Origin of the sequence: Brevundimonas sp., from assembly GCF_016742135.1 — a bacterium.
GTDB lineage: Bacteria > Pseudomonadota > Alphaproteobacteria > Caulobacterales > Caulobacteraceae > Brevundimonas.
Map to the genome: position 1 here is coordinate 184,262 of NZ_JACVCG010000002.1, position 25,392 is coordinate 209,653.

26 protein-coding genes are annotated in these 25,392 nt (G+C 67.4%); 17 read left to right on the forward strand and 9 right to left on the reverse strand.

Features of this window, described 5'->3' with window-relative positions; translation table 11 throughout:
• Positions 1-389 precede the first annotated feature (389 nt).
• Entirely contained in the window at positions 390-1,790 is a 1,401-nt protein-coding gene (gene gor / locus IBJ06_RS04410) for a glutathione-disulfide reductase (RefSeq protein WP_292157649.1), read from the forward strand.
• Positions 1,791-1,794: 4 nt separating this feature from the next.
• Here gor and IBJ06_RS04415 read toward each other — a convergent pair whose 3' ends face one another.
• The 3 genes from IBJ06_RS04415 to rnr form a co-directional block, all read right to left on the reverse strand.
• Complete coding sequence (locus tag IBJ06_RS04415) at positions 1,795-3,669, reverse strand: sulfotransferase (protein WP_292157651.1); 1,875 nt, start codon at positions 3,667-3,669, stop codon at positions 1,795-1,797.
• 63 nt (positions 3,670-3,732) lie between these two features.
• A complete protein-coding gene (locus IBJ06_RS04420; protein ID WP_292157652.1) occupies positions 3,733-4,437 on the reverse strand; it encodes an NUDIX domain-containing protein in 705 nt (234 codons plus the stop codon).
• Positions 4,434-6,722 carry a ribonuclease R gene (gene rnr / locus IBJ06_RS04425; protein ID WP_292157654.1) on the reverse strand — a complete coding sequence of 763 codons (2,289 nt, stop codon included), beginning with the start codon at positions 6,720-6,722 and terminating at the stop codon, positions 4,434-4,436. The genes IBJ06_RS04420 and rnr overlap by 4 nt, the downstream gene beginning before the upstream one ends.
• A gap of 103 nt (positions 6,723-6,825) precedes the next feature.
• Between rnr and IBJ06_RS04430 the strand changes: the two genes are divergently transcribed.
• From IBJ06_RS04430 to IBJ06_RS04450, 5 genes are all read left to right on the forward strand, one after another.
• Positions 6,826-7,182, forward strand: a complete 357-nt coding sequence (locus tag IBJ06_RS04430; RefSeq protein ID WP_292157655.1) for a hypothetical protein — start codon at positions 6,826-6,828, stop codon at positions 7,180-7,182.
• A gap of 73 nt (positions 7,183-7,255) precedes the next feature.
• Positions 7,256-8,659, forward strand: a complete 1,404-nt coding sequence (locus IBJ06_RS04435) for a cystathionine beta-synthase (RefSeq protein WP_292157657.1) — start codon at positions 7,256-7,258, stop codon at positions 8,657-8,659.
• 1 nt (position 8,660) lies between these two features.
• Positions 8,661-9,413: a dienelactone hydrolase family protein gene (locus tag IBJ06_RS04440; protein ID WP_292157659.1), complete on the forward strand. Its 753-nt coding sequence runs from the start codon at positions 8,661-8,663 to the stop codon at positions 9,411-9,413.
• Positions 9,410-10,126, forward strand: coding sequence for a dienelactone hydrolase family protein (locus tag IBJ06_RS04445; protein WP_292157660.1), 717 nt, complete (start codon positions 9,410-9,412; stop codon positions 10,124-10,126). Before IBJ06_RS04440 ends, IBJ06_RS04445 begins: the two co-directional genes overlap by 4 nt.
• A gap of 14 nt (positions 10,127-10,140) precedes the next feature.
• The gene (locus tag IBJ06_RS04450) at positions 10,141-11,304 is read left to right on the forward strand and encodes a cystathionine gamma-synthase (RefSeq protein ID WP_292157661.1); all 1,164 of its coding nucleotides are present in this window, start codon (positions 10,141-10,143) and stop codon (positions 11,302-11,304) included.
• Here the strand turns inward: IBJ06_RS04450 and IBJ06_RS04455 are convergent.
• The 3 genes from IBJ06_RS04455 to IBJ06_RS04465 are packed head-to-tail and all read right to left on the reverse strand — an operon-like array spanning position 11,301 to position 13,207.
• On the reverse strand, positions 11,301-11,507 hold the full coding sequence (locus IBJ06_RS04455) for a hypothetical protein (RefSeq protein WP_292157662.1): 207 nt from the start codon (positions 11,505-11,507) through the stop codon (positions 11,301-11,303). The two genes, IBJ06_RS04450 and IBJ06_RS04455, sit on opposite strands and share 4 nt — an antisense overlap.
• Positions 11,508-11,535: 28 nt before the next feature.
• A complete protein-coding gene (locus IBJ06_RS04460; RefSeq protein ID WP_292157663.1) occupies positions 11,536-12,234 on the reverse strand; it encodes a TorF family putative porin in 699 nt (232 codons plus the stop codon).
• Between the two features lie 40 nt (positions 12,235-12,274).
• Positions 12,275-13,207, reverse strand: coding sequence for a nitronate monooxygenase family protein (locus IBJ06_RS04465; RefSeq protein WP_292157664.1), 933 nt, complete (start codon positions 13,205-13,207; stop codon positions 12,275-12,277).
• Positions 13,208-14,137: 930 nt separating this feature from the next.
• On the opposite strand from IBJ06_RS04465, the gene queF reads away from it, so the two are divergent.
• The gene (gene queF / locus IBJ06_RS04470; protein WP_292157665.1) at positions 14,138-14,599 is read left to right on the forward strand and encodes a preQ(1) synthase; all 462 of its coding nucleotides are present in this window, start codon (positions 14,138-14,140) and stop codon (positions 14,597-14,599) included.
• A 3-nt stretch (positions 14,600-14,602) separates the two neighbouring features.
• On the opposite strand, the gene IBJ06_RS04475 is transcribed toward queF, so the two are convergent.
• Positions 14,603-15,286 carry a TorF family putative porin gene (locus IBJ06_RS04475; RefSeq protein WP_292157667.1) on the reverse strand — a complete coding sequence of 228 codons (684 nt, stop codon included), beginning with the start codon at positions 15,284-15,286 and terminating at the stop codon, positions 14,603-14,605.
• Positions 15,287-15,411: 125 nt separating this feature from the next.
• Here IBJ06_RS04475 and IBJ06_RS04480 point away from each other — a divergent pair, with 125 nt between their 5' ends.
• Together IBJ06_RS04480 and IBJ06_RS04485 are read left to right on the forward strand one after the other, a co-directional pair.
• Positions 15,412-17,037 carry an ATP-binding protein gene (locus tag IBJ06_RS04480; RefSeq protein WP_292157669.1) on the forward strand — a complete coding sequence of 542 codons (1,626 nt, stop codon included), beginning with the start codon at positions 15,412-15,414 and terminating at the stop codon, positions 17,035-17,037.
• Between the two features lie 184 nt (positions 17,038-17,221).
• On the forward strand, positions 17,222-17,968 hold the full coding sequence (locus IBJ06_RS04485; RefSeq protein ID WP_292157671.1) for a DUF817 domain-containing protein: 747 nt from the start codon (positions 17,222-17,224) through the stop codon (positions 17,966-17,968).
• On the opposite strand, the gene IBJ06_RS04490 is transcribed toward IBJ06_RS04485, so the two are convergent.
• Entirely contained in the window at positions 17,965-18,558 is a 594-nt protein-coding gene (locus tag IBJ06_RS04490; protein ID WP_292157672.1) for a nitroreductase, read from the reverse strand. The genes IBJ06_RS04485 and IBJ06_RS04490 overlap by 4 nt on opposite strands.
• A 101-nt stretch (positions 18,559-18,659) precedes the next feature.
• Between IBJ06_RS04490 and cysE the strand changes: the two genes are divergently transcribed.
• Positions 18,660-19,487 carry a serine O-acetyltransferase gene (gene cysE / locus IBJ06_RS04495; protein WP_292157673.1) on the forward strand — a complete coding sequence of 276 codons (828 nt, stop codon included), beginning with the start codon at positions 18,660-18,662 and terminating at the stop codon, positions 19,485-19,487.
• Between the two features lie 69 nt (positions 19,488-19,556).
• On the forward strand, positions 19,557-19,766 hold the full coding sequence (locus IBJ06_RS04500; RefSeq protein ID WP_292157674.1) for a DUF3126 family protein: 210 nt from the start codon (positions 19,557-19,559) through the stop codon (positions 19,764-19,766).
• A 71-nt stretch (positions 19,767-19,837) separates the two neighbouring features.
• Here the strand turns inward: IBJ06_RS04500 and IBJ06_RS04505 are convergent, their stop codons facing one another.
• Positions 19,838-20,353 carry a hypothetical protein gene (locus IBJ06_RS04505; RefSeq protein WP_292157675.1) on the reverse strand — a complete coding sequence of 172 codons (516 nt, stop codon included), beginning with the start codon at positions 20,351-20,353 and terminating at the stop codon, positions 19,838-19,840.
• An 85-nt stretch (positions 20,354-20,438) separates the two neighbouring features.
• Here IBJ06_RS04505 and IBJ06_RS04510 point away from each other — a divergent pair, with 85 nt between their 5' ends.
• The 6 genes from IBJ06_RS04510 to IBJ06_RS04535 are packed head-to-tail and all read left to right on the forward strand — an operon-like array spanning position 20,439 to position 25,349.
• Complete coding sequence (locus IBJ06_RS04510) at positions 20,439-21,308, forward strand: 50S ribosomal protein L11 methyltransferase (RefSeq protein WP_292157676.1); 870 nt, start codon at positions 20,439-20,441, stop codon at positions 21,306-21,308.
• A gap of 54 nt (positions 21,309-21,362) precedes the next feature.
• Positions 21,363-21,809, forward strand: coding sequence for a hypothetical protein (locus tag IBJ06_RS04515; RefSeq protein ID WP_292157677.1), 447 nt, complete (start codon positions 21,363-21,365; stop codon positions 21,807-21,809).
• 46 nt (positions 21,810-21,855) lie between these two features.
• Positions 21,856-23,667: an aminopeptidase P family protein gene (locus IBJ06_RS04520; RefSeq protein WP_292157678.1), complete on the forward strand. Its 1,812-nt coding sequence runs from the start codon at positions 21,856-21,858 to the stop codon at positions 23,665-23,667.
• A 34-nt stretch (positions 23,668-23,701) separates the two neighbouring features.
• Positions 23,702-23,962 (forward strand): type II toxin-antitoxin system VapB family antitoxin, encoded by a 261-nt coding sequence (locus IBJ06_RS04525; RefSeq protein ID WP_292157679.1) that lies wholly within the window; start codon positions 23,702-23,704, stop codon positions 23,960-23,962.
• Positions 23,959-24,345 (forward strand): type II toxin-antitoxin system VapC family toxin, encoded by a 387-nt coding sequence (locus IBJ06_RS04530; RefSeq protein ID WP_292157680.1) that lies wholly within the window; start codon positions 23,959-23,961, stop codon positions 24,343-24,345. Before IBJ06_RS04525 ends, IBJ06_RS04530 begins: the two co-directional genes overlap by 4 nt.
• Positions 24,342-25,349 carry a DUF2272 domain-containing protein gene (locus IBJ06_RS04535; protein WP_292157681.1) on the forward strand — a complete coding sequence of 336 codons (1,008 nt, stop codon included), beginning with the start codon at positions 24,342-24,344 and terminating at the stop codon, positions 25,347-25,349. The genes IBJ06_RS04530 and IBJ06_RS04535 overlap by 4 nt, the downstream gene beginning before the upstream one ends.
• Positions 25,350-25,392: the final 43 nt, after the last annotated feature.

Sequence of the window (25,392 nt, forward strand, 5' to 3'; positions counted from 1 at the left end):
ATGAAGGCACTCTCGACGCCCTCGAGGTGACCGCCGATCGCCCGCAGAGGCCCTAAGCCTCGTGAATATGAAGCTGGCCGGGTAACAGCCGATGCACACCCGACCTCTCCTTGCTGCAGCGCCCCTTCCTTCCTAAGTCCCTGACACGACGGAGCGACCCGCTCTGCAGCACCCCTCTTCACCCTGTCTTCGCCGGAGCGGATTTCAGACGGTTCAGACGGTTCAGACCCTTTTTTCCACCGTCTGAATTCGGCACTGCCGCCGATTTCAGACCCTTCAGACGGTTCAGACGGTCTAATTTCACCGTCTGAGTTCCGGACCGCCCCCGGTTTCAGACTATTCAGACCATTCAGACGGTCTTTTTTCACCGTCTGGTTCAGGAGCCCCGAATGCCCACGACCTACGACTACGACCTCTTCGTCATCGGTGCGGGCTCGGGCGGGGTGCGGGCGGCGCGGCTGACGGCCCTGTCGGGCAAGAAGGTTGCCGTGGCCGAGGAGCACCGGGTCGGCGGCACCTGCGTCATCCGGGGCTGTGTGCCCAAGAAATTCATGGTCATGGCCTCCGAGGTCAGCCACGCGCTGGAAATCGCCGGGGGCTATGGCTGGGACATCGAGGGCGCGACCTTCGACTGGAAGCGCTTCCTTGAGACCAAGGACGTCGAGATCGCCCGGCTGTCCGGCATCTATGTCGCCAATCTGGGCAAGGCAGGGGCCGAGCTGATCCACGGCCGCGCCCGGCTGAAGGACGCCCATACGGTCGAGGTGCTCAAGAAGGACGGCGCGCTCGACCGCACCGTCACCGCCGAAACCATCCTGATCGCCACCGGGGGCCGCCCCTGGGTGCCGGAAGACCTGCCGGGCATTGAACACGCCATCACCTCGGAAGAGGCCTTCCACCTGCCCGAGCTGCCGAAAAGCATCCTGATCGCCGGCGGCGGCTACATCGCGGTCGAGTTCGCCGGCATCTTTGCCGGTCTGGGGGTCGAGACCACCCTGGTCTATCGCGGGCCCAACATCCTGCGCGGCTTTGACGACGATGTCCGCGCCCATCTGGCGGGCGAGATCGAGCGGCGCGGCATCAAGGTGGTGCTGGGCTGCCAGCATTCCTCGATCGAAAAGACCGCCGACGGCCTGGTCAGCCATCTGGAAAACGACATGAAGCTGACGACCGAGGCCGTCATGTTCGCCACGGGCCGCATCCCTTACGTCAAGGGTCTGGGGCTTGAGGAGGCCGGGGTCGAACTGACCGAGGGCGGGGCCATCAAGGTCGATGAATACTCGCGCACCAGCGTCGACAGCATCTGGGCCATCGGCGACGTCACTGACCGGATCAATCTGACGCCCGTCGCCATCCGCGAGGCCGTGGCCTTCCACGAGACCGTCTACAATAACAATCCCTCCTCGTTCGACTATGAGGCCGTCGCCACCGGCGTCTTCAGCCAGCCGCCGGTCGGTGTGGTCGGCCTCAGCGAGGCCGAGGCGCGGCGTCACTGTTCAAAGGGCGTCGATGTCTATCTGACCCGCTTCCGGCCCATGAAGACCGTGTTCGTCGGCTCGGACGAGCGGGTGCTGATGAAGCTGGTAGTCGATGCCGACACCCAGCGCGTGGTCGGCGTCCACATCGTGGGCCCCGAAGCGCCCGAAATGATCCAGCTGGCCGCCATTGCGGTCAAGGCCGGCCTGACCAAGGCCCAGTGGGACGCCACCTGCGCCGTTCACCCGACGCTGGCCGAGGAACTGGTCACCCTGAAGGACAAACAGTCGGTCGCCGCGACCGCCGCCGAATAGGAGCTCAGAACCCGGCCAGCCGGTCCCGGATCGGCTTCAGGCCCGCCAGCAGGGGCTCGATCTCCGCCGCATTCTTCTTCCACTTGTCGGGGGCCGGCGGGGTCAGGGTGTGGCGCGACTCGGGCAGCTTGCCGCCGGTCCGCTCCGCCAGCGCTGCATCGAACTCCAGCCCGGCGAAGTCACAGATGCCCCGCATCACTGCCGCCGGATCGGCCACAAAGTCGGCATAGAGGACCACGTGCCGCCGGTCGGCGGGCAGGGCCGACAGGTCGTCCATGATGGTCTGGTTGGTGGTCGCCCACTGATAGGCCGCCACCTCCGGCAGGGGCTTGCCCTTCAGGCCCTGCCAGCCCTGCGGCAGCAGCAGCGACCACGGCCCCTCCCAGCCCGGCAGCTGCGGATAGGTGACCCACCCGCCCGACCGCCAGGCGTCGATGATGCTGGAGACGTTCTCTTCCGGCTCGCGCCACAGGAAGACAAACCGCGCGTCCGGGAACAGGGCGTTGAAGAAGGGGATCCGCAGGGCGTTCTTGGGCGTCTTCTCCAGCAGCCTCACGCTGTCCTGGTTGGCAAAGGGCCGTTCGGCCCCGTCGCGCAGCTTCTCGGCCAGCCGGGCCTTCATCGCCAGGCCGATCTGGTCGCTGTAGTGCTCGGCCGTTACCCTGTTGGAGTCGATGCCGGGGGCACCGGGCCGCAGGGCCTTGAAGCCCTCGACCAGCCAGTGGGCCTCGCCGCCCACGGTGTGCAGCTGGGGCGTCACCGCCAGCGTCTCGAACAGGGCCGTGCTGCCCGACCGGGGGGCGGCCACGATGATCACCGGCCGGTCATAGTCCGGCGTCTGCAGGATGGCGGACGGGCGCGACGGAGCCGGGCTTGCAGTGGCCGCTGCGGGGGCCTGACCGACCATGCCGGTCGGCGCGCCACCGCCCATCGGCGCCACCCCCGGGTTGACGCCGTAAGCGCCGATCCGCTGCCGGACCACGGCGGGCACGGGCATCATGTTGGAGGTGACCCTCAGGTCGTCGCCCAGCGCGGTGACCTGCTGCATCAGCATCTGCAGCCGCTTCTGGTAGTGGGGGATGCCCCGGTCGGTGTCGGCGAACAGCGACCACAGCTGGCGCCAGTCCTGCCGGAAAGCGTGCGTCAGTCTGGCGAACTGCTGCAGATGCGCCCGGCCCTCGTCACCTTGCCGGACCGAGCCGGTCTCGGCCACCAGATCGCTGAGCAGCTCATCGACCTCCGACGGCGGCATGACGCGGTAGATGTTGAACTGCTCCACGGCCAGCGGGGCCCGCTCGCCGGGCCGGAAGGGGATCGGCGTCTCGGGCAGGGCCTGCGTCGCCGCAGCCTCCGCCAGGTCCCAGAAGCGGCCGTTGCCGGTGGTGTCCGCCACCAGGTGCACCCGCGAGATGTCGGAGCCGTTGTCGACCTTGTGGATCCGCCAGTTGTCGAAGATCCAGGCCTCCCCCGGGGCCATGTGGACCACCTCGCCATCGCAGTGGAACCGCACGTCCGGCGTCGTCACGATCGGCACATGCAGCCGCACCCGGTGAAACCAGTGGTAGTTTATGTCCGTGTGCTCGGGCACCGACGATCCCGGCCCCAGTCGCATCAGCCGCGACCGGCTCCACACCACGCCAAAGTGGCTGAGCACCTGCTGGATATAGGGCGAGGACTGCAGATGCGGGGTCGGCGCCATGGCCCCGGCGACGTCGTCGTTCTCGGTGCCGCCGACGGTGATCAGGCGCAGGGCGCTGTTGCCGGGGATGTTGTTCGGGTGCTTGGCCCAGGCGTCAGCCGGGAAGGCCTCGACCTCGCGCCGCAGCTGGTCCACGTCGAAGCGGAAGGGCAGCTTGATGAAGGGGCGGGACAGTTTCACGCGATCAGGGCCGATACTCGAGGAGAGGGCAGGGCCAACAGATACGCCCCGTCCGGGAGGGGGTCAAAGCCGATCGATCTTATGCTGGCCATAGAGCTGGCGAATGAAGGGGCGCCCGGGGTCCCGTCCCGTGAGCCGTTCCCTGACCTCGCCGACCACGAACCGGGTGATGGCGGGCAGGGCGAGGTCCTTCAGATCGTCCAGCGGAATCCAGGCCACGCGCTCCAGCTCGTCCCCATGGTCCGTGCGCGCCGGCAGATCCATGGCGTCCGCATCCGCCAGGAAGAAGCGCGCGTCGTAGCGACGGGGCCGGCCCGGCGGCGTGATCGCCCGGGCGATATAGCGGAGGGAGGCCAGATCCGCCTGATGTCCGGTCGACAGGAAGTCGCGCCACGGACCGGCCACGCTGCGGAGAGGTGCCGGTCGCCCGATGATGACGCCGGTCTCCTCGTGGGTCTCCCGCACGGCTGCCATGGCGAGGGCCCGGGCCCGGCGCTCGGGCATCTCGCGCGACAGCAAAGTGAGTTCCCGCGCAGGCAGGTCGGTGGCACAGGGGGCAGTGAAGTCGGCCCGCTCAACCCGTCCGCCGGGGAAGACCCATTTCGACGCCATGAAGACATGCCCCGGCGCGCGACACCCCATGAGCACTTCCGGCTGCCCAGCACGAGTGCGGGTCAGGATCAGGGTCGCGGCGTCGCGAGGGCGAATCCGGGCTCCGACATCCGGCGAGTCGGCCAGATCCGCCCGCGCGTCGAACGGCTGGCTCATTTGCGACGTCGCGGCCCCTTCGGTTTGCCGGAAGGCGGACCTCCCTTGCCGCCCCGCGGACCCTTGCCGCCCCGGGGCGGTCCACCACGCGGACCGCCGCGACCGCCGGAGTTGGCGGGCGGCTTGCCCTCCTCGGCGTCTGACAGCATCTCCAGCACCAGCCCGCCGGTCAAAGGGGTGGCCTCCACCAGCCTGACCTCGACCCGGCGCCCCAAGGTCCACCGCTGGCCGGACCGTTGACCGACGAGCGCGTGAGCCGCCTCGTCATGGTGGAAGTAATCCCGGCCCAGCGACGAGATCGGGATCAGGCCGTCGGCGCCGGTCTCGTCCAGCCGCACGAACAGGCCAAAGCGCGTCACGCCGGTGATCCGTCCCTCGAAGGTCGCCCCGACCCGCTCCTCGAGGAAGGCGGCGATATAGCGGTCGGTGGCGTCACGCTCGGCCGCCATCGAACGGCGCTCGGTCATCACCAGATGCTCGGCGATGGCCGGCAGTTCGGACACCTCACGCTCGGTCAGGCCGTCCTTGCCGAGGCCCAGTGCCCGGATCAGGGCGCGGTGCACGATCAGATCGGAGTAGCGTCGGATCGGCGACGTAAAGTGGGCATAGCGGTCGAGGTTCAGCCCGAAGTGGCCGATGTTCTCGGGCGTATAGATCGCCTGCATCTGGCTGCGCAGGACCACCTCATTGACGATCTCGGCGTGGGGTGTGTCGCGCATGCTGTCCAGCAGGGCGTTCAGCTTCTTCGTGGTCGGCGGTTCGCCCTTGTTCCAGGGGCGGCCCAGCGTCTGCAGGAAGTCGGCCAGGTTGAAGACCTTTTCCTGGCTGGGCGTGTCGTGCACGCGGTAGATCAGCGGCGTGCGCTTCTGCTCCAGCGTCTCGGCGGCCGAGACGTTCGCCTGGATCATCATCTCCTCGATCAGCCGGTGCGCCTCCAGAGAGACGCGCGGTTCAATCGAGAGGATCTCGCCCTTCGGCGACATGTTGATCTTGCGCTCAAGGCTTTCGATGGCCAGCGGCGCCCGCTTCCTGCGGCCCTTCAGCATGGTCCTATAGGCGGCCCACAGGGGCTTGAGGATAACGTCGATGATAGGGCCGGTCACATCATCGAACCGGCCTTCGGAGGCGGCCTGCGCCTGTTCATAGGACAGGCTGGCGTGCGAGCGCATCAGGCCCCGGACGAAGCGGTGGCTGCGCTTCTTCCCTTCGGCGTCGAAGACCATGCGGACCGCCAGACAGGCGCGGTTCTCGCCGACCTTGAGGCTGCACAGGCCGTTCGACAGTACCTCGGGCAGCATGGGCTCAACCCGGTCGGGGAAGTAGGTGGAATTGCCCTTGTCGCGCGCCTGCTGGTCCAGTGCCGTGCCAGGGCGGACATAGGCGGCGACATCGGCGATGGCGACCCAGACGATCCAGCCGCCCGGGTTCTTCGCGTCTTCGTCGGCATGGGCATAGACGGCATCGTCGTGGTCGCGCGCATCGGCCGGGTCGATGGTGATCAGCGGCAGGTCGCGCAGGTCCTCGCGTCCCTTCAGCGACGGCAGGGCCTGATCTTCGGCCTCGGACTCGACCGTCTCGGAAAAGCCGGTCGGCAGGCCGTGGGCATGGATGGCGATCAGCGAGGCAGCGCGCGGGTCATCCTCACGGCCCAATTTCTCCAGCACCTTGCCGCGTTTCGGACCGTATCGGTCACGACCCTTTTCGACGGCAGCAAGGACGAGGTCGCCGTCCCTCAGGCCCTCGACCTGACTTTCCGGGACGATCAACGTGTCCTTGCCCCGTCGGTCAACGGACTCGATGCGTACCTGCCGCGCGGATCGGCGGATCACGCCCAGAACCCGGTCGGCGCCGGTGTCGAGTTTCTTGATCAGGCGGGCTTCCCAGCCGTCCTCGCCGCGCGAGAAGCGGACCAGCAGGCGATCTCCCACAGCCGGTGCGGGTCCGACGGATTTGCGATCAGGGCTCAGCACGGCCGATGGCGCATCGTCGGAGGCCTCGACCAGCCGGACGATGAGTTCGCCGTCGATGTCGCGCTCGACGACGTCGGCAACGCCCACCGGCGGCAGGCCGCCGGCCTCGCTCAGACCCTTGCGCCCGCGCCGACCCAGTCGGCCCTCATCCTCGAGTTCGCGGATCATCTGGCGCAGCGCGCGGCGGTCGGCGCCCTTGAGGCCGAAATGCTGGGCGATGTCGGTCTTCTGGGCCGAGCCGGTCTCGCGCAGGAAGGCGAGCAGGGTGTCCTTGTCCGGGAGGCCGGCGGGGGGGCGACGGGGAGACTTGGTCATCATCGCTCCATAACGCGCTTCGGGCGGATTTGTCGTCAGGTTCCGGCGGTATGAGACCGGACGGGGGCAGGGCAGTGTGGCCTCATCGCTATGGAGCCATGCCATGTTCATCTCTGCCCTTGCCCTGTCGTTTGCCCTTTCGACCGCCGCCCAGGAACCGCAGTCCCACCGCCAGGCCGTCACCTGCACCGGTGTGTTTCTCTACACCCTCGTGCTGACAGCCCAGGTGGTCGAGTCGGATCCGACGTCCGAGAATCAGGAGACCGCACAGACGGCGGGCCAGCTACTGAAGGCAGCCGACGCAGAACGACTGGCGGCGGCAGCTCGGGAAGGTCTGTCGACGGACGCCAATGGGGCGGCGCTGAACGCGTGGCTCGAGGCCAATGTTGACAACCCCCAGGCTGTGATTGAACGGGAGCTGGACGGCTGCATCGGTGCCTATGTCCACGCCGTCATGTAGGGCATCGACCGGACAGGTGGCTTGACCTGAGCAGATGGGGGGACCAGCTTCCGCCCAAAGCCCAGGAGTCAGAATGTCGCTTGCCCCCAAACCGGTCCTTGCCGGTCCCACCGCCTCCCTGCTCGACCTGATCGGCAAGACGCCCATGGTCGAGGTCAGCCGCATGGATACGGGCAAATGCCGTCTGTTCCTGAAGCTGGAAAGTCAGAACCCGGGCGGGTCGATCAAGGATCGGATTGCCCTGTCGATGATCGCGGCGGCCGAGAAGGAAGGCTGGCTGAAGCCCGGCGGCACCATTGTTGAGGCGACGGCGGGCAATACTGGTCTGGCCCTGACGCTGGTGGGGCAGGCCAAGGGCTACAAGGTCCTGCTGGTCATCCCGGACAAGATGTCCAAGGAGAAGATCCAGCACCTGCGGGCCATGGGCGCCGACGTCCGCCTGACCCGGTCGGACGTACCGCACGGCCACCCCGAGTACTACACAGACATGGCCGAGCGTCTGGCCCAGCAGATCCCGGGTGGCTACTACGTCAACCAGTTCGCAAACGACGCCAACTCTGCCGCGCATTTCGAGACCACGGGCCCGGAGATCTGGGACCAGCTGGACGGCAAGGTCGACGCCTTCGTCGCCGGGATCGGCTCGGGCGGCACCATTACGGGCATCGGCCAGTTCCTGAAGTCAAAGGGATCCAAGGCCGAGATCATCCTCGCTGATCCGGTCGGCTCGACCCTGGCCGGTATCGTGAATGAGGGCGTGCCCGGCCCGGAAGGCAGCTATACGGTCGAGGGGATCGGCCAGAACTTTGTGCCCGACACGGCCGACATGGAGCTGATCGACAAGGCCTATTCGATCCCGGATGCCGAGGCGATCGCCACGGTCCGCGAACTGCTGCTCAAGGAAGGCATCCTGGCGGGGTCCTCGTCCGGGACGCTGATCGCCGCTGCGCTGCGCTGGTGCCGCGAGCAGACCGAGCCGAAATCCTGCGTGACCTTCGTCTGCGATACCGGGGCCAAGTACCTGTCCAAGGTCTACAACGACGCCTGGCTGGCCGATCAGGGTCTGGGCGAGCGCGAACTGCACGGTGATCTGTCCGACCTGATTACCCGCAAATATGAGGACGGGGCTGTCGTGGTCGCCGGGCCGGACGATACCCTCGACACCGTGTTCAAGCGGATGCGCGGGGCGGATGTCTCCCAGCTCCCGATCATCAGCCAGGGGCGGCTGGTCGGGATCGTCGACGAGAGCGATCTGGTGCACACCATGAACACCGACGAGATCACCCGCGAGGAGCGGTTCAGGCTGCCTGTCTCCAGGATCATGACCCGCGATCTGGACACGGTTCAGGTCAATGAGCCGCTCGAGGCCCTGGTGCCGCTGTTCGACCGGGACAGGGTGGCCATCGTGCTGGACGGCGAAAGGTTCGTCGGCCTGATCACCCGCACCGACCTGATCAACCACCTGAGCCTGAACCGGTGAGATGATCCCGGATCGTCGCCAGCTTGTGCTCGGGGGCCTGGCGGCGACAACCGGGGTCTGGCCCCGTCCGGCCGGTGCACAGGATCCGGCCGCGTTGGGGATATCGCTGGTCAGCTATCCGAGCGGGGCCTTCCCCATCAACGGGCTGCTGTTCTCGCCGGTCGGTGAGGCGCGACGGGGCCCCATGGCCGGTGCGGCGGTTGCCCTGCTGCATGGCGGCGGCGGAGCCCAGGATGATGTGCACATCTTCACCGAGGGAGCCTTAAGCCTTACGGCGCGAGGTTATCACTGCCTGATGCCCAACTACTTCGATGCGACGCCCAGCCAGAGGCGGAGCACCGCTACCGCCGCGCGACGCTGGCGGCGGGCGATCCTCGATGGACTGGGCTGGCTGGGTCAGCAGCCGGGTGTTGATCCTGGCCGCGTCGGGGGGCTGGGCTTTTCCCGAGGAGGATCGCTGGGGCTGGACGGTGTACTGCAAGAGGGTGGCGCGCAGGCGTTTGTGGGCGTGGCGTCGGGCGGTTCGCTGGATATCGGCGACATTCGCTACCGGCCGCCCGTGTTGTTCATCTATGCTGATGGCGATCCGGTGGTCCCGGCGCGACGCGTGCGGGAGCGGGCAGCGGTCCTGGCCTCTGCCCAGGTACCGGTCGAGACGCATGAGCTCCGCTCACCCCGCCATCGGTTCAATGCCGATGAATGGCGGACCGTGTTCGATGGGGCCGGGCGGTTCCTTGACCGGACGTTGGCATGAGGGGCACCCGTCGACAGCTTCTTGTGGCGGCGGCGGTGGCTCCGTGGCTGACAGGCGGGGCCCCGGCAGAGCAGGCGGCCTTCTCCGTCGAGACGCTGACCTACGAGAGCCGGGGAAGGCCGATCCGCGCGGCGCTCTATGTTCCGGCGCGGCCGAACGGAGCGGCGGTGGTCTTCATGCATGGCTCGGGCGGGATAGGTCCGGCCTATCTCACGCTCGCGGAGCGGTTTGCCGCAGAGGGCTTCAAGGTCATGGTGCCGGCCTATTACGACGCGGCGGGCGACGATGGCGTCCGACCGGAGCCGGTCATGGATGCCTGGCGCGCGGTCGGCAGCGACGCCGTCGGCTGGATGATCGGCTCGGGCATTGACCGGCGCCGCGTCGGTATCATGGGCTATTCGCTGGGGTCGTACGTCGCTGTCGATGGCGCACTGGGCAACAGCCGGGCGGCGGCGGCCATCGGTGTCGCGGGCGGCTGGGACGTCTATGTACCGCGCCCGCCACGTCGCCGCATTCCGGTGCTGGTCATCCACTCGGAGAACGACACCCATGTCTCGCCGGCCAGCACACGCCGATGGGTTGATTTCCTGCGACAGGCGGATGTGCCCGTCCGGCTGCAGGTGGTGCCCGGCGCCGGCCACCTCTATACCCCCGCCCAATGGATCGAGGTGCATCGACTGGCCTCTGACTTCCTCAAGCGAACCCTTCTTTAGAGAGCCGAGCCCTCATGACCGACCGCAAGAACCGCCCGGGATTCTCGACGCGCGCCATCCACGCGGGACAACGCCCGGACCCGACGACCGGGGCGGTGATGACGCCGATCTACGCCACCTCGACCTATGCCCAGGAAAGCCCCGGGGTGAACAAGGGCTATGAGTATGCGCGGGGCAAGAACCCGACGCGCGAGGCGTTCGAGGCCTGTATCGCGGACCTGGAGGGCGGCACGCACGGCTTTGGCTTTGCCAGCGGCATGGCGGCGACCTCGACAGCGCTGGAGCTGCTGGACGCCGGCAGCCACATCGTCACGGGCGATGACCTGTACGGCGGCTCGTGGCGGCTGTTCGAGCGGGTTCGGCGGCGGTCGATGGGGCTGGACTTCGCCTATGTGGACATGGCCGACCCGGCGACGGTCGAGGCGGCCATCACCGACCGGACCCGGATGCTCTGGGTCGAGACCCCGACCAATCCGCTGATGAAGCTGGCCGACATCGCGGCGCTTTCGAAGATCGCGAAGGCGAGGGGGCTGATCCTGGTAGTCGACAACACGTTTGCCACGCCCTTCTGCCAGCAGCCGATCAGCCTGGGGGCCGACATCGTCATGCACTCGGCGACCAAGTATCTGAACGGGCACTCGGACATCGTGGGCGGGGTGCTGGTGACGGCCAACCCCGAGCTGGCGACGCAGCTGAAGTTTCTGCAGAACTCGGTCGGCGGCATCATGGGCCCGTTCGATGCCTTCCTGGCCAATCGGGGGCTGAAGACGCTGGGCCTGCGGATGAAGGCCCACTGCGAGAACGCCCTGGCGGTGGCGCGCTGGCTGGAGACCCGCAGGGGCGTGGCCCGGGTCATCTATCCCGGCCTGATCAGCCATCCGGGGCATGAGCTGGCGGCGCGCCAGATGAGCGGCGGGTTCGGCGGCATGGTCAGCGTGGTGATCGACGGCGATCTGGAGCGGACGCGCCGGGTGCTGGAGCGGGTCGAGGTCTTCACCCTGGCCGAGTCGCTGGGCGGGGTCGAAAGCCTGATCAACCACCCGGCCATCATGACCCACGCCTCGGTGCCGAAGGAGGTCCGCGAGGCGGGGGGCGTCACCGACAGCCTGATCCGCCTGTCCGTCGGGGTCGAGGACGTCGACGACCTGATCTCCGATCTGGATCAGGCACTGGGCTAGGCCGGGCCGTCCGCCTCGGCAGCGGCGTAGTGCTCGCGGCACAGGTCGCGGAGGGCGGCGTTGAGGGTGCCGCCATACAGCGACTCACGGATCCGTTCGTAGCCTTCGAGTTTCAGCTGGATCTTGATATCACCGACGGTCCGGCATCGGCCCTCGCGCGCCAGCTGATAGGCGCGCTCGAGTGTCGTGGGTCGAAAGGTCATGCCCCTATATAGGGACTAAGGCCAAGGTTTAGAAGTAGAAGCCGACGTTGGCGACGAGGGCGGAGCCGTACTGGTCGCCGAACAGGGACGGGTCGGCGTCGGTGTCGTGGTAGCGCAGATCGAGGTCGATGGCCCGGGTCAGCTGCCAGGTCACGCCCACGTCCCAGCCGGTATAGTCCACCGACAGATCCTGCTCGCGGCGACCGATGCCGGCCGAGAGGGCGGTGTCCAGCGTCAGGTCCCAGCGGGCGCGCGCCTCGACCCAGGTCCAGGCCTCGGTCGTTCCCATGCCGTCGGGCGAGTACTGAAACCGCAGCTTGCCCGTTGCCGGGCCGATGGCGCGGCTGACGTCGGCGGTCAGTTCCCAGGCCTCATCGTCCGTGCCCGGATTGGAGTCGAGCCGCCACTTGTGGGTGACGTTGAGGTCCAGGTCGAAGCCCGCGACCTGGGGCCGGGCGCCGAAGCCCAGTTCGACTTCCACGTCCGAGCCCGCGCTGTCGATGGTCTCGATGCCGGGCCCGCCGTAGAAGAAGCCGTCGCCGCTGGTCCATTCCGCCAGACCCCAGACGAAGGGATTGGTGTCCGACTTGGAGACCTGTTTGGAGCGATTGTCCGTCCCCAGACCGACGCCGTACTCCCAGCTGCCCCCCGACAGGCTCTGGGCGAGGGCGGGGGAGGCGACGACCGAGGCGGTCAGCGCCGCAAGGGCGATCAGGACAGGGCGCATGGGAACTCCGGCGTGTCGGGTCGACAGAAACGCCGCCCCCTTAGCCGAAGTTGCTGTCCCTGGCGAATTGCTCCGAAGCCTGACGGTATTCCTGTTGCATGCGCGCCACGAGGTCCGCGACGGGCAGAACATCGTGGACGCCGCCCGATCCCTGACCGGCGGACCAGACAGTCTTCCAGGCCTTGGCCTCATCGGCCATGTCCAGCTTGTGTTCGGGCAGGGTCCTGGGGTCGATGCCGTTCTCGATCAGCGAGGGCGTCAGGAAGTTGGCGGGAATGCCCGAGACGGCGGGGGTATAGGTGATGTCCGAGGCGCCGGCGTCGACGATCATCTGCTTGTAGGCGCTCTGGGCCATCGACTCGGTCGTCGAGATGAAGCGGGTGCCCATATAGGCGAAGTCGGCCCCCAGCATGCGGGTGGCGGCGATGTCGCGGCCGGTCGACAGACAGCCCGACAGGATCAGGGTGCCGTCAAAGAAGCTGCGCACCTCCTCGATCAGGGCAAAGGGATTGATCACGCCTGCGTGGCCGCCCGCGCCGTTGGCCACCAGGATCAGGCCGTCGACCCCGGCCTCGGCGGCCTTCCGCGCATGGCGGACATTGGCGATGTCGTGGAACACCACCCCGCCATAGCCGTGGACGGCATCGACCACATCGCGCACTGCGCCCAGCGAGGTGATGATCAGCGGCACCTGTTCCTCGACCGAGACCATCATGTCGGCCATCAGGCGGGGGTTGGTCGGATGGACGATGTGGTTGACGCCGAACGCGGCGGCATCGGGTTTCAGCCGCGCCTTGATGTCCTTGAGCCATTCCCGATAGCCCTCGGTGGTCCGCTGGTTCAGCGACGGGAAGGTGCCGATGACACCGGCATTGCAGGCCTCGACCACCAGATCCGGCCCGGAGACCAGAAACATGGGCGCCGCGATCACCGGCAGCTTCAGCCCCTTTTGCAGGGAAGCGGGAATGGTCATGGGCGGCTCCTCCGTTGTCTTTGGCTACGGATAGACGGCTGTCGCCGGGGAAGGCAACGGTCGAGTAGCGGGCGGTGTGGGGTGGGGGTGAAAAACACCGTCTGAATGGTCTGAACCGTCTGAAATGGGGGAGGAGGTGGGGAATTCAGACGGTGAAAAGGACCGTCTAACCGTCTGAACCGTCTGAAATGGACAACTTCCGACAAGGCTTGGTCCTTCTCCCGATGGGACCCGAAGGGCAGCGCGGAGCCTGAGAAGGTGGCGCGTGAGCGCCGGATGAGGGGCGGCGGCCTCCGTCGGCGACTGTCGTGGCAGGGCCGGTGCGACGGCTCACGCCGAAGGTCCCGGAGAGCCCCTCACCCCCTACCCCCTCTCCCACGGGAGAGGGGAAGAATTGACCGTCTGAACCGTCTGAATGGTCTGAAATCATGGCCGCGTTCCTCCAGCGATGTCGGCAACCGGACAGTATCGGTGGCGCGCGAGCGAGGGCGGGAAGAACGGTTCTGGAAACGGTGGGCCCTTTGAAAGGGTAGTGGAATTCGGGGGGAGGTTTCATAGCTGGGCGTTCGACCCATCGTCATCCTCGGGCTCGATCCGAGGAACGGTGCCGTCCGCGACGGCTGACGGGAAGGAAGAAAAGAGGTTCATCACAGCGAACACAGAGGAGACACAGAGAACACAGCGGGGGTGTGCACGTGGCCAAGGGTCCACCCGACAATTTTAGCCCTTCTCCCTTGGGGGGAGAAGGTGGGCCGCGTGAGCGGCCCGGATGAGGGGGAGAGTTGAGAACAGACAGGTCACGTCCCGTGTGGCTGCAAACGTCCCCCTCATCCGTCATGCTCCGCCTGACACCTTCTCCCCCGAGGGGAGAAGGGCCACTGCCGCATCCCGCCATTTTCACCGGCCCCGCAAACCGCTAAAGGCCCCTCCATGACCACCGACACTTCCGGCCTGAGCCAGCTGGGCGCGCAGACGCACCAACCGACCGATCCCGACTCCGCCCATCTGGAGCGGGTGCCCAATCCGCATGAGGACACCCTGTATGTGGCGCGCTTTACGGTGCCGGAGTTCACCAGCCTGTGCCCGGTGACGGGCCAGCCGGACTTTGCCCATCTGGTGATCGACTATGTGCCGGGGGATTGGCTGGTCGAGTCCAAGAGCCTGAAACTGTATCTGACCAGTTTCCGCAACCACGGTGCCTTTCACGAGGATTGCACGGTGGCCATCGGCAAGCGTCTGGTGGCCCTGCTGGATCCCAAATGGCTGCGGATCGGCGGCTACTGGTACCCGCGCGGCGGCATTCCCATCGACGTCTTCTGGCAGACGGGGGCCGTGCCCGAGGGGGTGTGGCTGCCGGAGCAGGGCGTACCGGGATATCGCGGGCGGGGGTGAGGCCTAGAACCCCACGCCAACGCTGAGCACCACGGCGCTGTCTTCGGTGTCGCTGTCGACCCAGGCGAGGCCGAGGGTGGCGGGGCCGAAGTCGCGTTCGGCGGCCAGTTTCCAGTCGATCTTACCGTCGGGGGCGAAGCTGCCGTTCTCGTGGCCCACGGTGGCGCTGACGCTAACCGGCCAGGTGGTCGGGGCATAGTCGAAGCGGGTCCAGAGATAGGTGTTGTCCTGGTCCCCCAGACCAGTCTGGGAGGGGGCGTAGATGACACCGAGCGTCCAGGCGGCGGGGCCGATGGAGCGGCCGATCTGGACGGGGAATTCGACATAGTCGACGTCGGTGCCGTCGGGATAGCGGTTGTCCCACACGCCGACGTCAACATCCCAGCCGCGGACGGTGCCGTACCAGCCGGCGTAGAGGGTCAGCTCGACGCGGGCGCCGTCGCCGTCGGGGCCAATGCCGTAGTCGTCTATGGTTGAGCCCCAGACCCCGCCGTAAAAGCCGGACTCGTGAATGAGGGTCAGTTCGCCCTGCAGCGCGGGCTTTTCATCGGACAGGGTGTAGCCCCGGTCACGATAGTCGGAGACGACGGTGGCCTGACCGCTCCAGGTCCAGGGAGACTCCTGGGCCGAGGCGGCGCTCGCCACGGCCGCGGCGGGGAGGGCGAGGAGCAGGAGGGTGAGACGCATCGATGAACTCCACATGGAGCGGGGACCATGACGCGCAAGGTTTAAGATCGCGTATCGCGGGTGCAAGTCTCGCTTAACCATCCCGAATAACGCGATATTATGCGGTGGGGGCGGATGATGATCCCATGTCCGGGGTCCAATTGTCTCACCATCTGGGTTTGCGCCGTGTTCTGACCGCTGCCTTGCTGGTCGGGGCGCTGGTGCTGGGCGGGGCCATGGGGCTGTTCGCCTATGCCTCGCGCACGGTGGACCGGGTGCAGCGGGAAAACGAGATCGCCCTGGCCAGCCTGCGCCTCGACCGGATGCAGGAGAGGACGCTGGAAGACGTGCAGTCGGCGGCGGTCTGGAACGATGCGGTGCTCGCATTCGACCGCGGGGACCTGGAGTGGATGCAGGTCAACTTCGGCGACTATTATGCCGACTACATGGGCCATGACGTGACCCTGGCCTTTGATTCGTCGGGGCAGATGATCCTGGCCTCGCGCGAGAGCGAGCCTGTGCCGGCGGCGGTCGAGGCGGATCTGACCCAGGTGGCGCTGCCGCTGGTGCGGGAGCTGCAGGCCCGGCACCCCGAGGGCTTTGGCTTTACTGCGGCCCAACACAGGACGGTGGTCGAGCGGGTCGGGGAGGCGACCTATCTGCTGGCCGTGTCAACCGTGGTGCCGGAAGACGGCACGGTGGCGCGCGGCGAACGTGATCCCGTGATCGTCTCGGCCCGGAACATCACGGCGGTCGTACACAGTCTGTCGACCGATCTGGCGCTGACCGACCCGACGTTCGTGGCCGAGGCGGCCGCGGGACAGGCGGGGCTGCCGGTCATGGATCGCGCGGGGCGGACGTTGGGAGAGCTGGCCTGGACCCCCGCTCGGCCAGGCGCACGGGTGCTGGCCCAGGCGGCACCGCTACTGGTCGGTCTGGTTCTGGCACTGGTCGGCGCCGCAGGGGTGCTGTGGGTCCTGCTGAACCGGATCGCGCGGGAAATGGATCGCGCCCGGGCCGAACTGGCCGAGGCGAAGGAGCGGGCTGAAGCCGCCAATGAGGCCAAGACGCGGTTTCTGGCCAACATCAGTCACGAACTGCGGACACCCCTGAACGGGGTTCTGGGCATGGCCGAGATCATGGAGCACGGCGAGCTGAGCCCCATCCAGCAGAAGCATCTGAAGATCCTGAAGGCGTCGGGGGCTGACCTGCTGGGCATGATCGAGCAGATCCTGCTGGTGACGCGGCTGGAGCGGGCCGAGGTCAGCATCGACATGGCGCCGTTCAACCTCGACGCCCTGCTGTACGATCTGGCCGGGCAGGCGCGGATGGCCGTCGCCGATCGCGCCATATCGGTGGGCGTCGACGCGGGTGCTCCCGGCCTGTGGCGCGGGGACGCGAACCATGTGGGCCAGGCCCTGCAGTGTCTGCTGACCAATGCGGCGGACTTCACCCAAAGCGGGGAAATCCGGCTGACGTCGACGGTTCGGAACGAGGGTGTGGAACTGACGGTGGCCGACACCGGGCCGGGGATCGACCCTGCCTTCCTGCCACGCCTGTTCGACGACTTCGCGCAAGCCGATGAATCGATCACGCGGGTCCATGAGGGGGCGGGCCTTGGGCTTGCGGTCTGTCGCCGGCTGGTGACCGCCATGGGCGGTACGATCGCGGTGAATAGCGTGCTTCAGAAGGGGACAACCTTCACCGTCACCCTGCCCCTGACACGGGCCGAGCCCCTGAAGCCGGCGCTGAACACCCCCTTGGCCGCCTGACCGGCGCGCGCGTTTCAGCGCATGCTCATTCTCCGCTCATGATTTGCCGGGCCGGGACTGGTGAAGGCAGGGCATGTCCCTGTCCCATCGCCCCCCGCTTGAACGGATCGGTCGCCGCTGGCTGTCAGGGGCGCAAGGGTGGGCGGATCGGGGGCGATGGCGGGGATATGCCTTTGAGCTCCTGATGTTCGGGATCAAGCAGGGATGGGCCTGTCTGTTCGGCGGGCTGTTGCTGGCGTTGATCGTCGCGACCTATCTGCTGTGGCCCGCCGAGGTGCCGGTCGCGCGCTATGATTTTCTGGTGATCGGGGCGGTGGCGATCCAGGCGGGGATGCTGATCTTCAAGCTGGAGAGCCCTGATGAGGCGCGGGTCATCCTGCTGTTCCATATCGCGGGGACGATCATGGAACTGTTCAAGACGGCGCACGGGTCGTGGGTCTATCCCGAGGCGTCGGTGCTGAGGATCGGGGATGTGCCGCTGTTCTCGGGGTTCATGTATGCGGCGGTCGGCAGCTATATCGCGCGGGTGCAGCGCATCTTTCATATCCGGGTGCGGGACTATCCGCCGCTATGGATGACGGGGGCGCTCGGGGCAGCCATCTATCTGAACTTTTTCCTGCACCACTGGCTGCCCGATGTGCGGGGACTATTGTTCCTGATGGTCGGGGTGCTGTTCGGGCGGGGATGGTTCTGGTTCACGCCGGATCGGCGGCGGCGATCGATGCCTCTGTTGTCGGGTTATGGGCTGGTCGCGCTGTTCATCTGGATCGCCGAGAACGTCGGGACCTTCGCGCGGGCCTGGACCTATCCAGGGCAGGAGGCGGGCTGGGAGCCGGTGTCGCTGGACAAGCTGGGCAGCTGGTTCCTGCTGATGATCATCTCGATTGTGCTGGTGTCGCTGGTGCACCGGCCGGAGGAGGAACCGCGTTAGCGCACCGCGATGTGCTGCGCCGCATCCGGCCGTGGGCGCTCCATGGGCGGGTTCTCGAGCGTGCCGATGTGGATGAAGCCGGCGATGCGTTCGTTCTCGGCGATGCCGAACAGGCTGAGGGCGCGGGGGTCGTAGGCGTACCAGTCCGTGATCCAGCTCGCGGAGAAACCATGCGCAAAGGCCGCGTGGCTGAGGTTCATGGCCAGGGCCCCGGCGGACAATTCCTGCTCCCAGACCGGGACCTTGTGATCGCGGACGGGGGTGGAGACGACCATGACGGTGACAGGCGGGGCGGTCAGCTTGGCGAGGACCGCGCGGGCCTTGTTCGGATCGGCCTGGGCGTCGGCGAGGGGGCTGAGGGAATGGCCGAGTGCCATGCGGGTTTGCGGGGTCAGGACCACCAGACGCCAAGGGAAGAGCTTGCCGTGATCCGGGGTGCGCAGGGCGATGTCGAGGATGGTCTGGAGGTCGGCCTCCGAAGGGCCGGGGGCGGCCAGGGCCTGGGCCGGAGCGGAGCGGCGGGTCCGCAGATAGGCGATCAGGGCCGGATCGCGGCGGGGCAGGGCGAGGGGGGTGGCAAGCTCGGTCATGCAGCCTAGCTAGGCGCGCGCCGGCAGGGCCGCCAGTGGCCGGGGTGGCGATTTGGCGGTCGGAAGCCTATCTTGCGCCCTGAACCGAAGAGTGAGGACCCATGGCCACGCCCCGACTGGAGGCCGTTCCGCAAGCCCCGAACCTGTGGCACCAGCTGCGGCAGGCGGCCGAACAGGCGTCGCGCGACGAGCCGGATCTGGCCTCGCAGATGAATGCGGTGATCCTGTCGCACGGCAATCTTGGCGCGGCGCTGAGTTTCCAGATTGCGCGGAAGCTGGGCGATGCCGAGCTGGGGGCCATGACGGTGCGCGAGGTATGTCTGGCGGCCTTCGAAGCCGATCCGGGGATTGTCGCGGCGGCCGAGGCGGACCTGCAGGCGGTCGAGGAGCGCGATCCGGCGATCCGCTCGCTGCTGCAGCCGTTCCTCTACTTCAAGGGGTTTCAGGCGCTGCAGGGCTGGCGGGTGGCGCACTGGCTGTGGAGCGAGGGACGCGAGACCCTGGCGCTCCATTTCCAGAGCCGGATTTCAGAACTGTTCCAGGTCGACATCCATCCGGGGGCGCAGATGGGGGCGGGCCTGTTCCTTGACCATGGCACGGGCATTGTGATCGGCGAGACGGCGGTGGTCGGCGATGAGGTGTCCATGCTGCACGCGGTGACGCTGGGTGGGACCGGTGCCGAGCGCGGCGACCGCCACCCGAAGATCGGCAAGGGCGTGCTGCTGGGGGCAGGGGCCAAGGTGCTGGGCAATATCACCGTCGGCGACTATGCCAAGGTGGCCTCTGGTTCGGTGGTGCTGAAACCCGTGCCCGCAGGGTGCACGGTGGCGGGCGTGCCCGCGCGACTGGTCAACTGTCCGACCGATGCCACGCCCGCCCGGACCATGGACCATACCCTGGCCGACATTGTGTATGACTTTGTGATCTAGGCCGGGGCGGGGTTTCCCTCGCGTGTTCCCTTCTTTAGGGTCCGCGCCGAACGAAGTGAAAGGCATGCCGTGAACGAGTCAGACCAGAAGCGCCTCGAAACCTATCTGAAGCGCACCTTCAACCATGGCGGCATCAAGCTGAAGGCCCGCAAGCAGGCCGACTCGGTCGAGGTCTATGTCGACGACGAGTTCGTCGGCATCGTCTTTGAGGACGAGGACGGCGATGGCTCCTTCATGTTCGAAATGGCCATTCTGGGCGAGGACCTGCCGCCCGCCTGACGTTGCCCGTGGCCCGAATTGAAAACCCCCGCCGGAGCGACCGGCGGGGGTTTCTGTTTGGGCGAACCGGATCAGCGCTTGCCGAAGATGGCGTCCAGGATGCCGCCGATGAAGCTCTTCTTTTCGGCCGGCTTGGCGGCAGGCGCCGGAGACGGGGCCGGGCTGGGCGCGGCCTGGACGGGGGCCGGGGTCACGGCCGCCGCCTTGGGCGTGGTGGCCGGCCTGGCCGCAGGCTTGGCGGCGGCGCGCGGCGTGGTGGCCTTCTTGGCAGCGGCAGGACGTGCCGGGGTCGCGCGCGCGGCGGCAGGCTTCTTCGCAGCAGCCGGAGCCTTGGCGGTGGCCGGGGCCTTCGCGGCCGGCTTCTTCGCGGCGGCGGGCTTTTTCGCGGCAGGGGCCTTGGCGGCGGCGGGCTTGCTTACGGCCTTCGCGGGGGCCTTGGCAGGAGCGGCCTTGGCAGCGGCTGGCTTGGCCGCAGCGGGCTTCGCCGCCGCTTTCGCCGTGGACTTCGGCGCGGCTTTAGGCTTGGAAGCCGCAGATGCAGTTGCGCCCGCCTTGGACGTACTCGACTTGGATGGAACCTTGGCCATGTATTCCCCGACCCCTCGGATGGATTTGACGCGAGACGCCGCGCCGACGATGCACTCGATTCGGTATGATAGCGGCGTTTGAGAAATGTCAGAGTCCGCAATTCAAATTATCGCACATGGGTCGCGCGACGCAACCGAGGCCCGCGTTGCCGCCTGGGACTCCGACCCCCTGCTGGAAGGCGTGACCTATTCCATTCTGGAAGAGGACGAGGATCGCGGCATCTGGCGGATCGATGCCTTTCCAACCACGGATGCCGAGGTCGAGCGGCTGGTCACCTCGCTGAAGGGTGACACCGCGCTGACCACCACGGTCGAGGATCTGGCCGATGCCGACTGGCTGGCCATGTCGCTGTCGGGCCTGCCGCCGGTGCGCGCCGGGCGGTTCTTTGTCTATGGTGCGCACGATCAGGGGCGGGTGCCGAGACATACGGTGAACCTGAAGATCGATGCCGGTGCCGCCTTTGGTACCGGCCATCACGGCACGACGGTCGGCTGTCTGATAGCCTTTGACGACCTTCTGAAGCGCGAGCGGTTCGAGCGGGTCCTGGACGTGGGTGCGGGCACGGGCGTGCTGGCCATTGCGGCCGCGAAGACTGGCAGCCGGGTGGCGATCGGCACGGATATAGACGCCCCGTCCGTGCGTATCGCCAATGAGAACGCGGCGCTCAACCAGGCGAAGGCCAGCTTTGTCCATGCTTCGGGCCTCAATGACCAGAAGGTCCGCGGACAGGGGCCCTATGATCTGGTGTTCGCCAATATTCTGGCTCCGCCCCTGGTGGCGCTGTCCCAGCCGATCCGGACCGCCTTGCTGCCGGGCGGAGTCGCGATCCTGTCGGGTCTGCTGCGCAGTCAGGAACGGCGGGTGACTGCGGCCTACACGTCGAAAGGCTTCCGGCTGGAACGGCGCATCCACCGCGACGCCTGGAGCGCGCTGGTTCTGAGACGGAAGGGTTAAGGAACACGGGGGGCAGCAGCGCCGTTTCAGGTGACGAACCTGAGGAGTTTCCGCGTGACCCACTTCAATCCCAACGACCCCGACCGGGACACGGTCATCGTCGAGCCGGCGGCCTATTCCGAAACCACGGAAACCGTCGTCGTGCGCGAGAGCAATACCGGCTGGTGGATCGCCGGCATTCTGGGCGGGCTGGTCCTGATCGCCGTCATGGTCATCCTGTTCAACCGGCAGGCCCCGCAGACCGACGACCAGCTGCTTGCTGCCGAAGTGGCGGCGGCTCAGGCTGAGGCCGACGCCCGTCAGGCGACGGTCGCCGGCCAGATCGCCGGAGCCCAGGCCAGTGTCGAGGTCGCCCGTGCCAATGCTGCCCGCGCTGAAGCCGAGGCCCGCGCCGCAGAGGCCCGCGCCGCCGAACCCGTGGTAATCGAACGGGAAGTGGCCCCGGCCGCCCCGACCCCGGAGGGCCCGGCCGTTGTCACGACGACGACGCCTCAACAATAGGGCTTCGGCACTCCCGCACGTGTGAGGGAGATGCTAAGCCCCGCGCATGAGACAGACATTCGACGAGACCACCGACCCTGGCTTTGGTGCGCGCCACCTGCCGCTGCTTCGACGCGAGATGCAGGCCATGGGCCTGGACGGCTTTCTGGTGCCGCACGAGGACGAGCACCAGAATGAGTATCTGCCGGCGGCCAATGACCGGCTGGCGTGGATTTCCGGCTTTACCGGCTCGGCCGGGGCCGGGGTGGTGATGAAGGACAAGGCGGCCGTATTCGCCGATGGCCGCTATACGGTGCAGGTCAAGGCCCAGGTGGATCAGGGCCAGTTCGAGCTGCGCGACTTCAACGAAACCGCCGTGGCCCGCTATCTCGCGGAACAGCCGAAAGGCTCGGTTGTTGGCTATGATCCACGCCTGCATAGCCCCGATGCCCTGAAGCGCCTGCAGACGGCGGCGCAGCGCGCCGGTGTGACGCTGACGCCCGTCGACAGCAATCCGCTGGACGCGGCCTGGGGAGCCGAGCGCCCGGCCCAGCCGCAGGCGAAGGTTGTGCCCCATCCGATCGACTATGCGGGCGAGGAGGCGGCCGACAAGCGCGCGCGGGTCGGCAAGGCCATCGCTGACGCCGGGGCCGATGCGGCGCTGTTGACGGCGCCGACCTCGGTCGCCTGGCTGTTCAACATCCGGGGTGGGGACGTGATCCGCTCGCCCCTGCCGCTGGGACAGGCGCTGGTCGATGTCGAGGGGCGCGCGCGACTGTTCCTGGACCCCGCCAAGGTCACGAACGAACTGCCCGGCTGGCTGGGCGAGGATGTCACGCTGGAACATCCGGACACCCTGGCGGCGGCGCTGGACGAGATGACGGGCCGGTCGGTGCTGATCGATCCCGGCCAGAGCGCGGCCTGGTATTTCGACCGGGTCGAGGCCGCCGGAGGAACCGTGGTGCGCGGCCAGGATCCCTGCACCCTGCCGCGCGCGGTCAAGAATCCGGTCGAGATCGAGGGGGCACGTCAGGCGCACATTCGCGACGGGGCAGCCTTGGCGCGGTTCCTTCACTGGCTGGACACCGAGGCGCAGGAGACCCTGCCCGACGAGCGGGCCGTGGTCGAAAAGCTGGAGCAGTTCCGCGAGGGCACGGGCGCCCTGATGGACCTCAGCTTTGATACCATCGCGGGGGCCGGGCCGAACGGAGCCCTGCCGCACTACAAGCCGGTGACCCGCACGATCCGACGGATGGAGAAGGGCTCGCTGCTGCTGGTCGACGGCGGCGGACAGTATCTGGACGGCACGACCGATGTGACACGGACGATTGCCGTGGGCGAGCCCTCGGACGATCAGCGGCGGATGTTCACCCTGGTGCTGAAGGGCCATATCGCCATGGCCGTGGTGCGCTTCCCCGAAGGCACGACCGGGCATCAGCTGGACGCCCTGGCGCGGCTGCCGCTGTGGATGCAGGGCTTCGACTATGATCACGGCACCGGCCATGGCGTCGGCAGCTATCTGGGGGTCCACGAGGGGCCGCAGCGTATCGCCAAGGCGGTCAATAGCCAGCCTCTGCTGACCGGCATGATCGTCTCGAACGAGCCCGGTTATTACCGCGAAGGCCACTGGGGCATCCGCATCGAGACGCTGCAGGTGGTGACACCGCCCGAGGCCATTGAGGGCGGCGAGCGGCCGATGCACGGCTTTGAGCAACTGACGCTGGCGCCGCTGGATCGCAAGCTGATCGATGTCGACCTGCTGACCCCCGCCGAGCGGGCCTATGTCGATACCTATCATGCCGAGGTGCTGGCCAGGGTCGGGCCGCTGCTGGACGGCGAGGTGCTGGACTGGCTGACGGTGCAGTGCGCCGCGCTATGAGAGGGTGGGCCGGTGTGGTAGACTGGCTTCTACCATGCTGAACATCAAGAACCCGGAAGCTCATCGCCTGGCCAAGGATCTGGCGCGACGCCGCGGCGAAAGCCTGACGGCGGTCGTGACCTATGCGCTCCGCGAACAACTGGCTCGAGAGCCCGAGCCCGTGAAGAAGAAGGCGACGCGAGAGGAAGTTGAAGCGATCCTGCAGCGGATGAGAAAGGCAGCGCCGCCTGAATTCTTCGCCGCCGAAGATCCCACTGCCGTGTTCTATGACCCAGAGACGGGTCTACCGGCTTGATCGTCGACACCTCTGCGCTTGTGGCTGTGGTGAAGGGCGAGCCCGAGGCGGCGATCTATCTGACGCGGTTGCTGGATCAACCGGTCAAGGTGTCCGCCGTCACGGCGTTTGAGTTTGGCATGGTGGTCGACGGCTGGAAGGATGAGCAGTCGTCCAGGGACGCCGACCTCCTGCTGCTTTCGATTGAAGCCGAAATCGTGGTGGTCGATGAGGGGTTGGCGCAGGCGGCTCGCGCGGCCTACCGCCGGTTCGGCAAGGGCAACCACCCGGCTCGTCTGAACTTCGGGGATTGTTTCGCCTATGCCCTGGCGAGCGAAACCGGGGAACCGCTGCTGTTCAAGGGCGATGATTTTGTCCGGACCGACGTGAGGTCCGCGCTTTGAGGCGGGCGCTGATCCTGGTGCCGGCGCTGGCGCTGGCGGTCCTGCTGGTCTGCCCGTCGGCATCGGCCCAGAACATGGAACGGCTGCCGCGCGAAACGTTCGACGTAATCCCGCCGTCCGAGCGGGTCGAGGGACGGCGCGGGGCGATGCGGATCGTGCAATCGGGATGCCGGGTTGGCCCGACCCACTGGGCGCGGCGACGGATCGTCGATGTCGCGGTGCAGGAATGGGGCGTGTTCGGCTTTCAGACCATCGACCTGCGCGGGGTGCGCGAGCGGCGGCTGCCCGACGGGGTGGTGCCGGATGCGCTCAACCCGCGGCTGGACGAGCCGGCCCAGGATCGGATGATCGTAGCGGTGGGGCGCTGGGAGCATACGCCGGCGCTTGCGGCCACCATCGCCGGATACTGGAGCGCGACGCCCGACGGGGCCAGCATCCTGTCCCGCCAGAACCGGCAGTGGCGCAGTGGCGAGGGGGAGATCAACTGGGTCGAGCCGTGGTCGGCGGCCTTCGTCAGCTGGGTGATGTGCGAAGCGGGCCTGGGCGAGATGGCCCAGTTCGAGCGGGACATCTCGCACCGCGTCTATATCGATCAGGCCATCCGTGCGCGCGACGGCGAGCGGCCAGGGGCGGCCTATGTCGCCCACGATCCGGGCGAGGTGGCGATCCAGCCCGGGGACCTGCTGTGCAACTCACGCGGCGGGGTCAACTATCGCAGTCTGGCCGACCGGCGCCGGGATCTGGGCCGCTATGTCGGCAGCCATTGCGACGTCGTGGTGCGGGTGGGCGAGGACACGGTCGCGGTGATCGGCGGCAATGTGTTGAACGGGGTCAGCCTGACCCTGCTGCCGCTGGTCGAGGGGCAGGGTGCCTATCCGGCCGTGATATCCGGCGCCGATCTGGAAGGCGCCCGCACGATGTTCGCGCATCTGTCGCTGCAGGCCGATCCGGTGGAGGCGACCGCGCTGGACGCCTCACCGACGATCCGGGCGCTGAACCCCTGACGGATTACCGCGAATTCATTCGCCCGTGGTCCGCCCGCCCGAT

Coding starts and splice junctions, on each gene's coding strand:
- gor (WP_292157649.1), top strand. CDS start 390: ATGCCCACGACCTACGACTACGACCTCTTCGTCATCGGTGCGGGCTCG.
- IBJ06_RS04420 (WP_292157652.1), bottom strand. CDS start 4,437: ATGAGCCAGCCGTTCGACGCGCGGGCGGATCTGGCCGACTCGCCGGAT.
- rnr (WP_292157654.1), bottom strand. CDS start 6,722: ATGACCAAGTCTCCCCGTCGCCCCCCCGCCGGCCTCCCGGACAAGGAC.
- IBJ06_RS04430 (WP_292157655.1), top strand. CDS start 6,826: ATGTTCATCTCTGCCCTTGCCCTGTCGTTTGCCCTTTCGACCGCCGCC.
- IBJ06_RS04435 (WP_292157657.1), top strand. CDS start 7,256: ATGTCGCTTGCCCCCAAACCGGTCCTTGCCGGTCCCACCGCCTCCCTG.
- IBJ06_RS04440 (WP_292157659.1), top strand. CDS start 8,661: ATGATCCCGGATCGTCGCCAGCTTGTGCTCGGGGGCCTGGCGGCGACA.
- IBJ06_RS04445 (WP_292157660.1), top strand. CDS start 9,410: ATGAGGGGCACCCGTCGACAGCTTCTTGTGGCGGCGGCGGTGGCTCCG.
- IBJ06_RS04450 (WP_292157661.1), top strand. CDS start 10,141: ATGACCGACCGCAAGAACCGCCCGGGATTCTCGACGCGCGCCATCCAC.
- IBJ06_RS04455 (WP_292157662.1), bottom strand. CDS start 11,507: ATGACCTTTCGACCCACGACACTCGAGCGCGCCTATCAGCTGGCGCGC.
- IBJ06_RS04460 (WP_292157663.1), bottom strand. CDS start 12,234: ATGCGCCCTGTCCTGATCGCCCTTGCGGCGCTGACCGCCTCGGTCGTC.
- IBJ06_RS04465 (WP_292157664.1), bottom strand. CDS start 13,207: ATGACCATTCCCGCTTCCCTGCAAAAGGGGCTGAAGCTGCCGGTGATC.
- queF (WP_292157665.1), top strand. CDS start 14,138: ATGACCACCGACACTTCCGGCCTGAGCCAGCTGGGCGCGCAGACGCAC.
- IBJ06_RS04475 (WP_292157667.1), bottom strand. CDS start 15,286: ATGCGTCTCACCCTCCTGCTCCTCGCCCTCCCCGCCGCGGCCGTGGCG.
- IBJ06_RS04480 (WP_292157669.1), top strand. CDS start 15,412: ATGTCCGGGGTCCAATTGTCTCACCATCTGGGTTTGCGCCGTGTTCTG.
- IBJ06_RS04485 (WP_292157671.1), top strand. CDS start 17,222: ATGTTCGGGATCAAGCAGGGATGGGCCTGTCTGTTCGGCGGGCTGTTG.
- IBJ06_RS04490 (WP_292157672.1), bottom strand. CDS start 18,558: ATGACCGAGCTTGCCACCCCCCTCGCCCTGCCCCGCCGCGATCCGGCC.
- cysE (WP_292157673.1), top strand. CDS start 18,660: ATGGCCACGCCCCGACTGGAGGCCGTTCCGCAAGCCCCGAACCTGTGG.
- IBJ06_RS04505 (WP_292157675.1), bottom strand. CDS start 20,353: ATGGCCAAGGTTCCATCCAAGTCGAGTACGTCCAAGGCGGGCGCAACT.
- IBJ06_RS04510 (WP_292157676.1), top strand. CDS start 20,439: ATGTCAGAGTCCGCAATTCAAATTATCGCACATGGGTCGCGCGACGCA.
- IBJ06_RS04520 (WP_292157678.1), top strand. CDS start 21,856: ATGAGACAGACATTCGACGAGACCACCGACCCTGGCTTTGGTGCGCGC.
- IBJ06_RS04525 (WP_292157679.1), top strand. CDS start 23,702: ATGCTGAACATCAAGAACCCGGAAGCTCATCGCCTGGCCAAGGATCTG.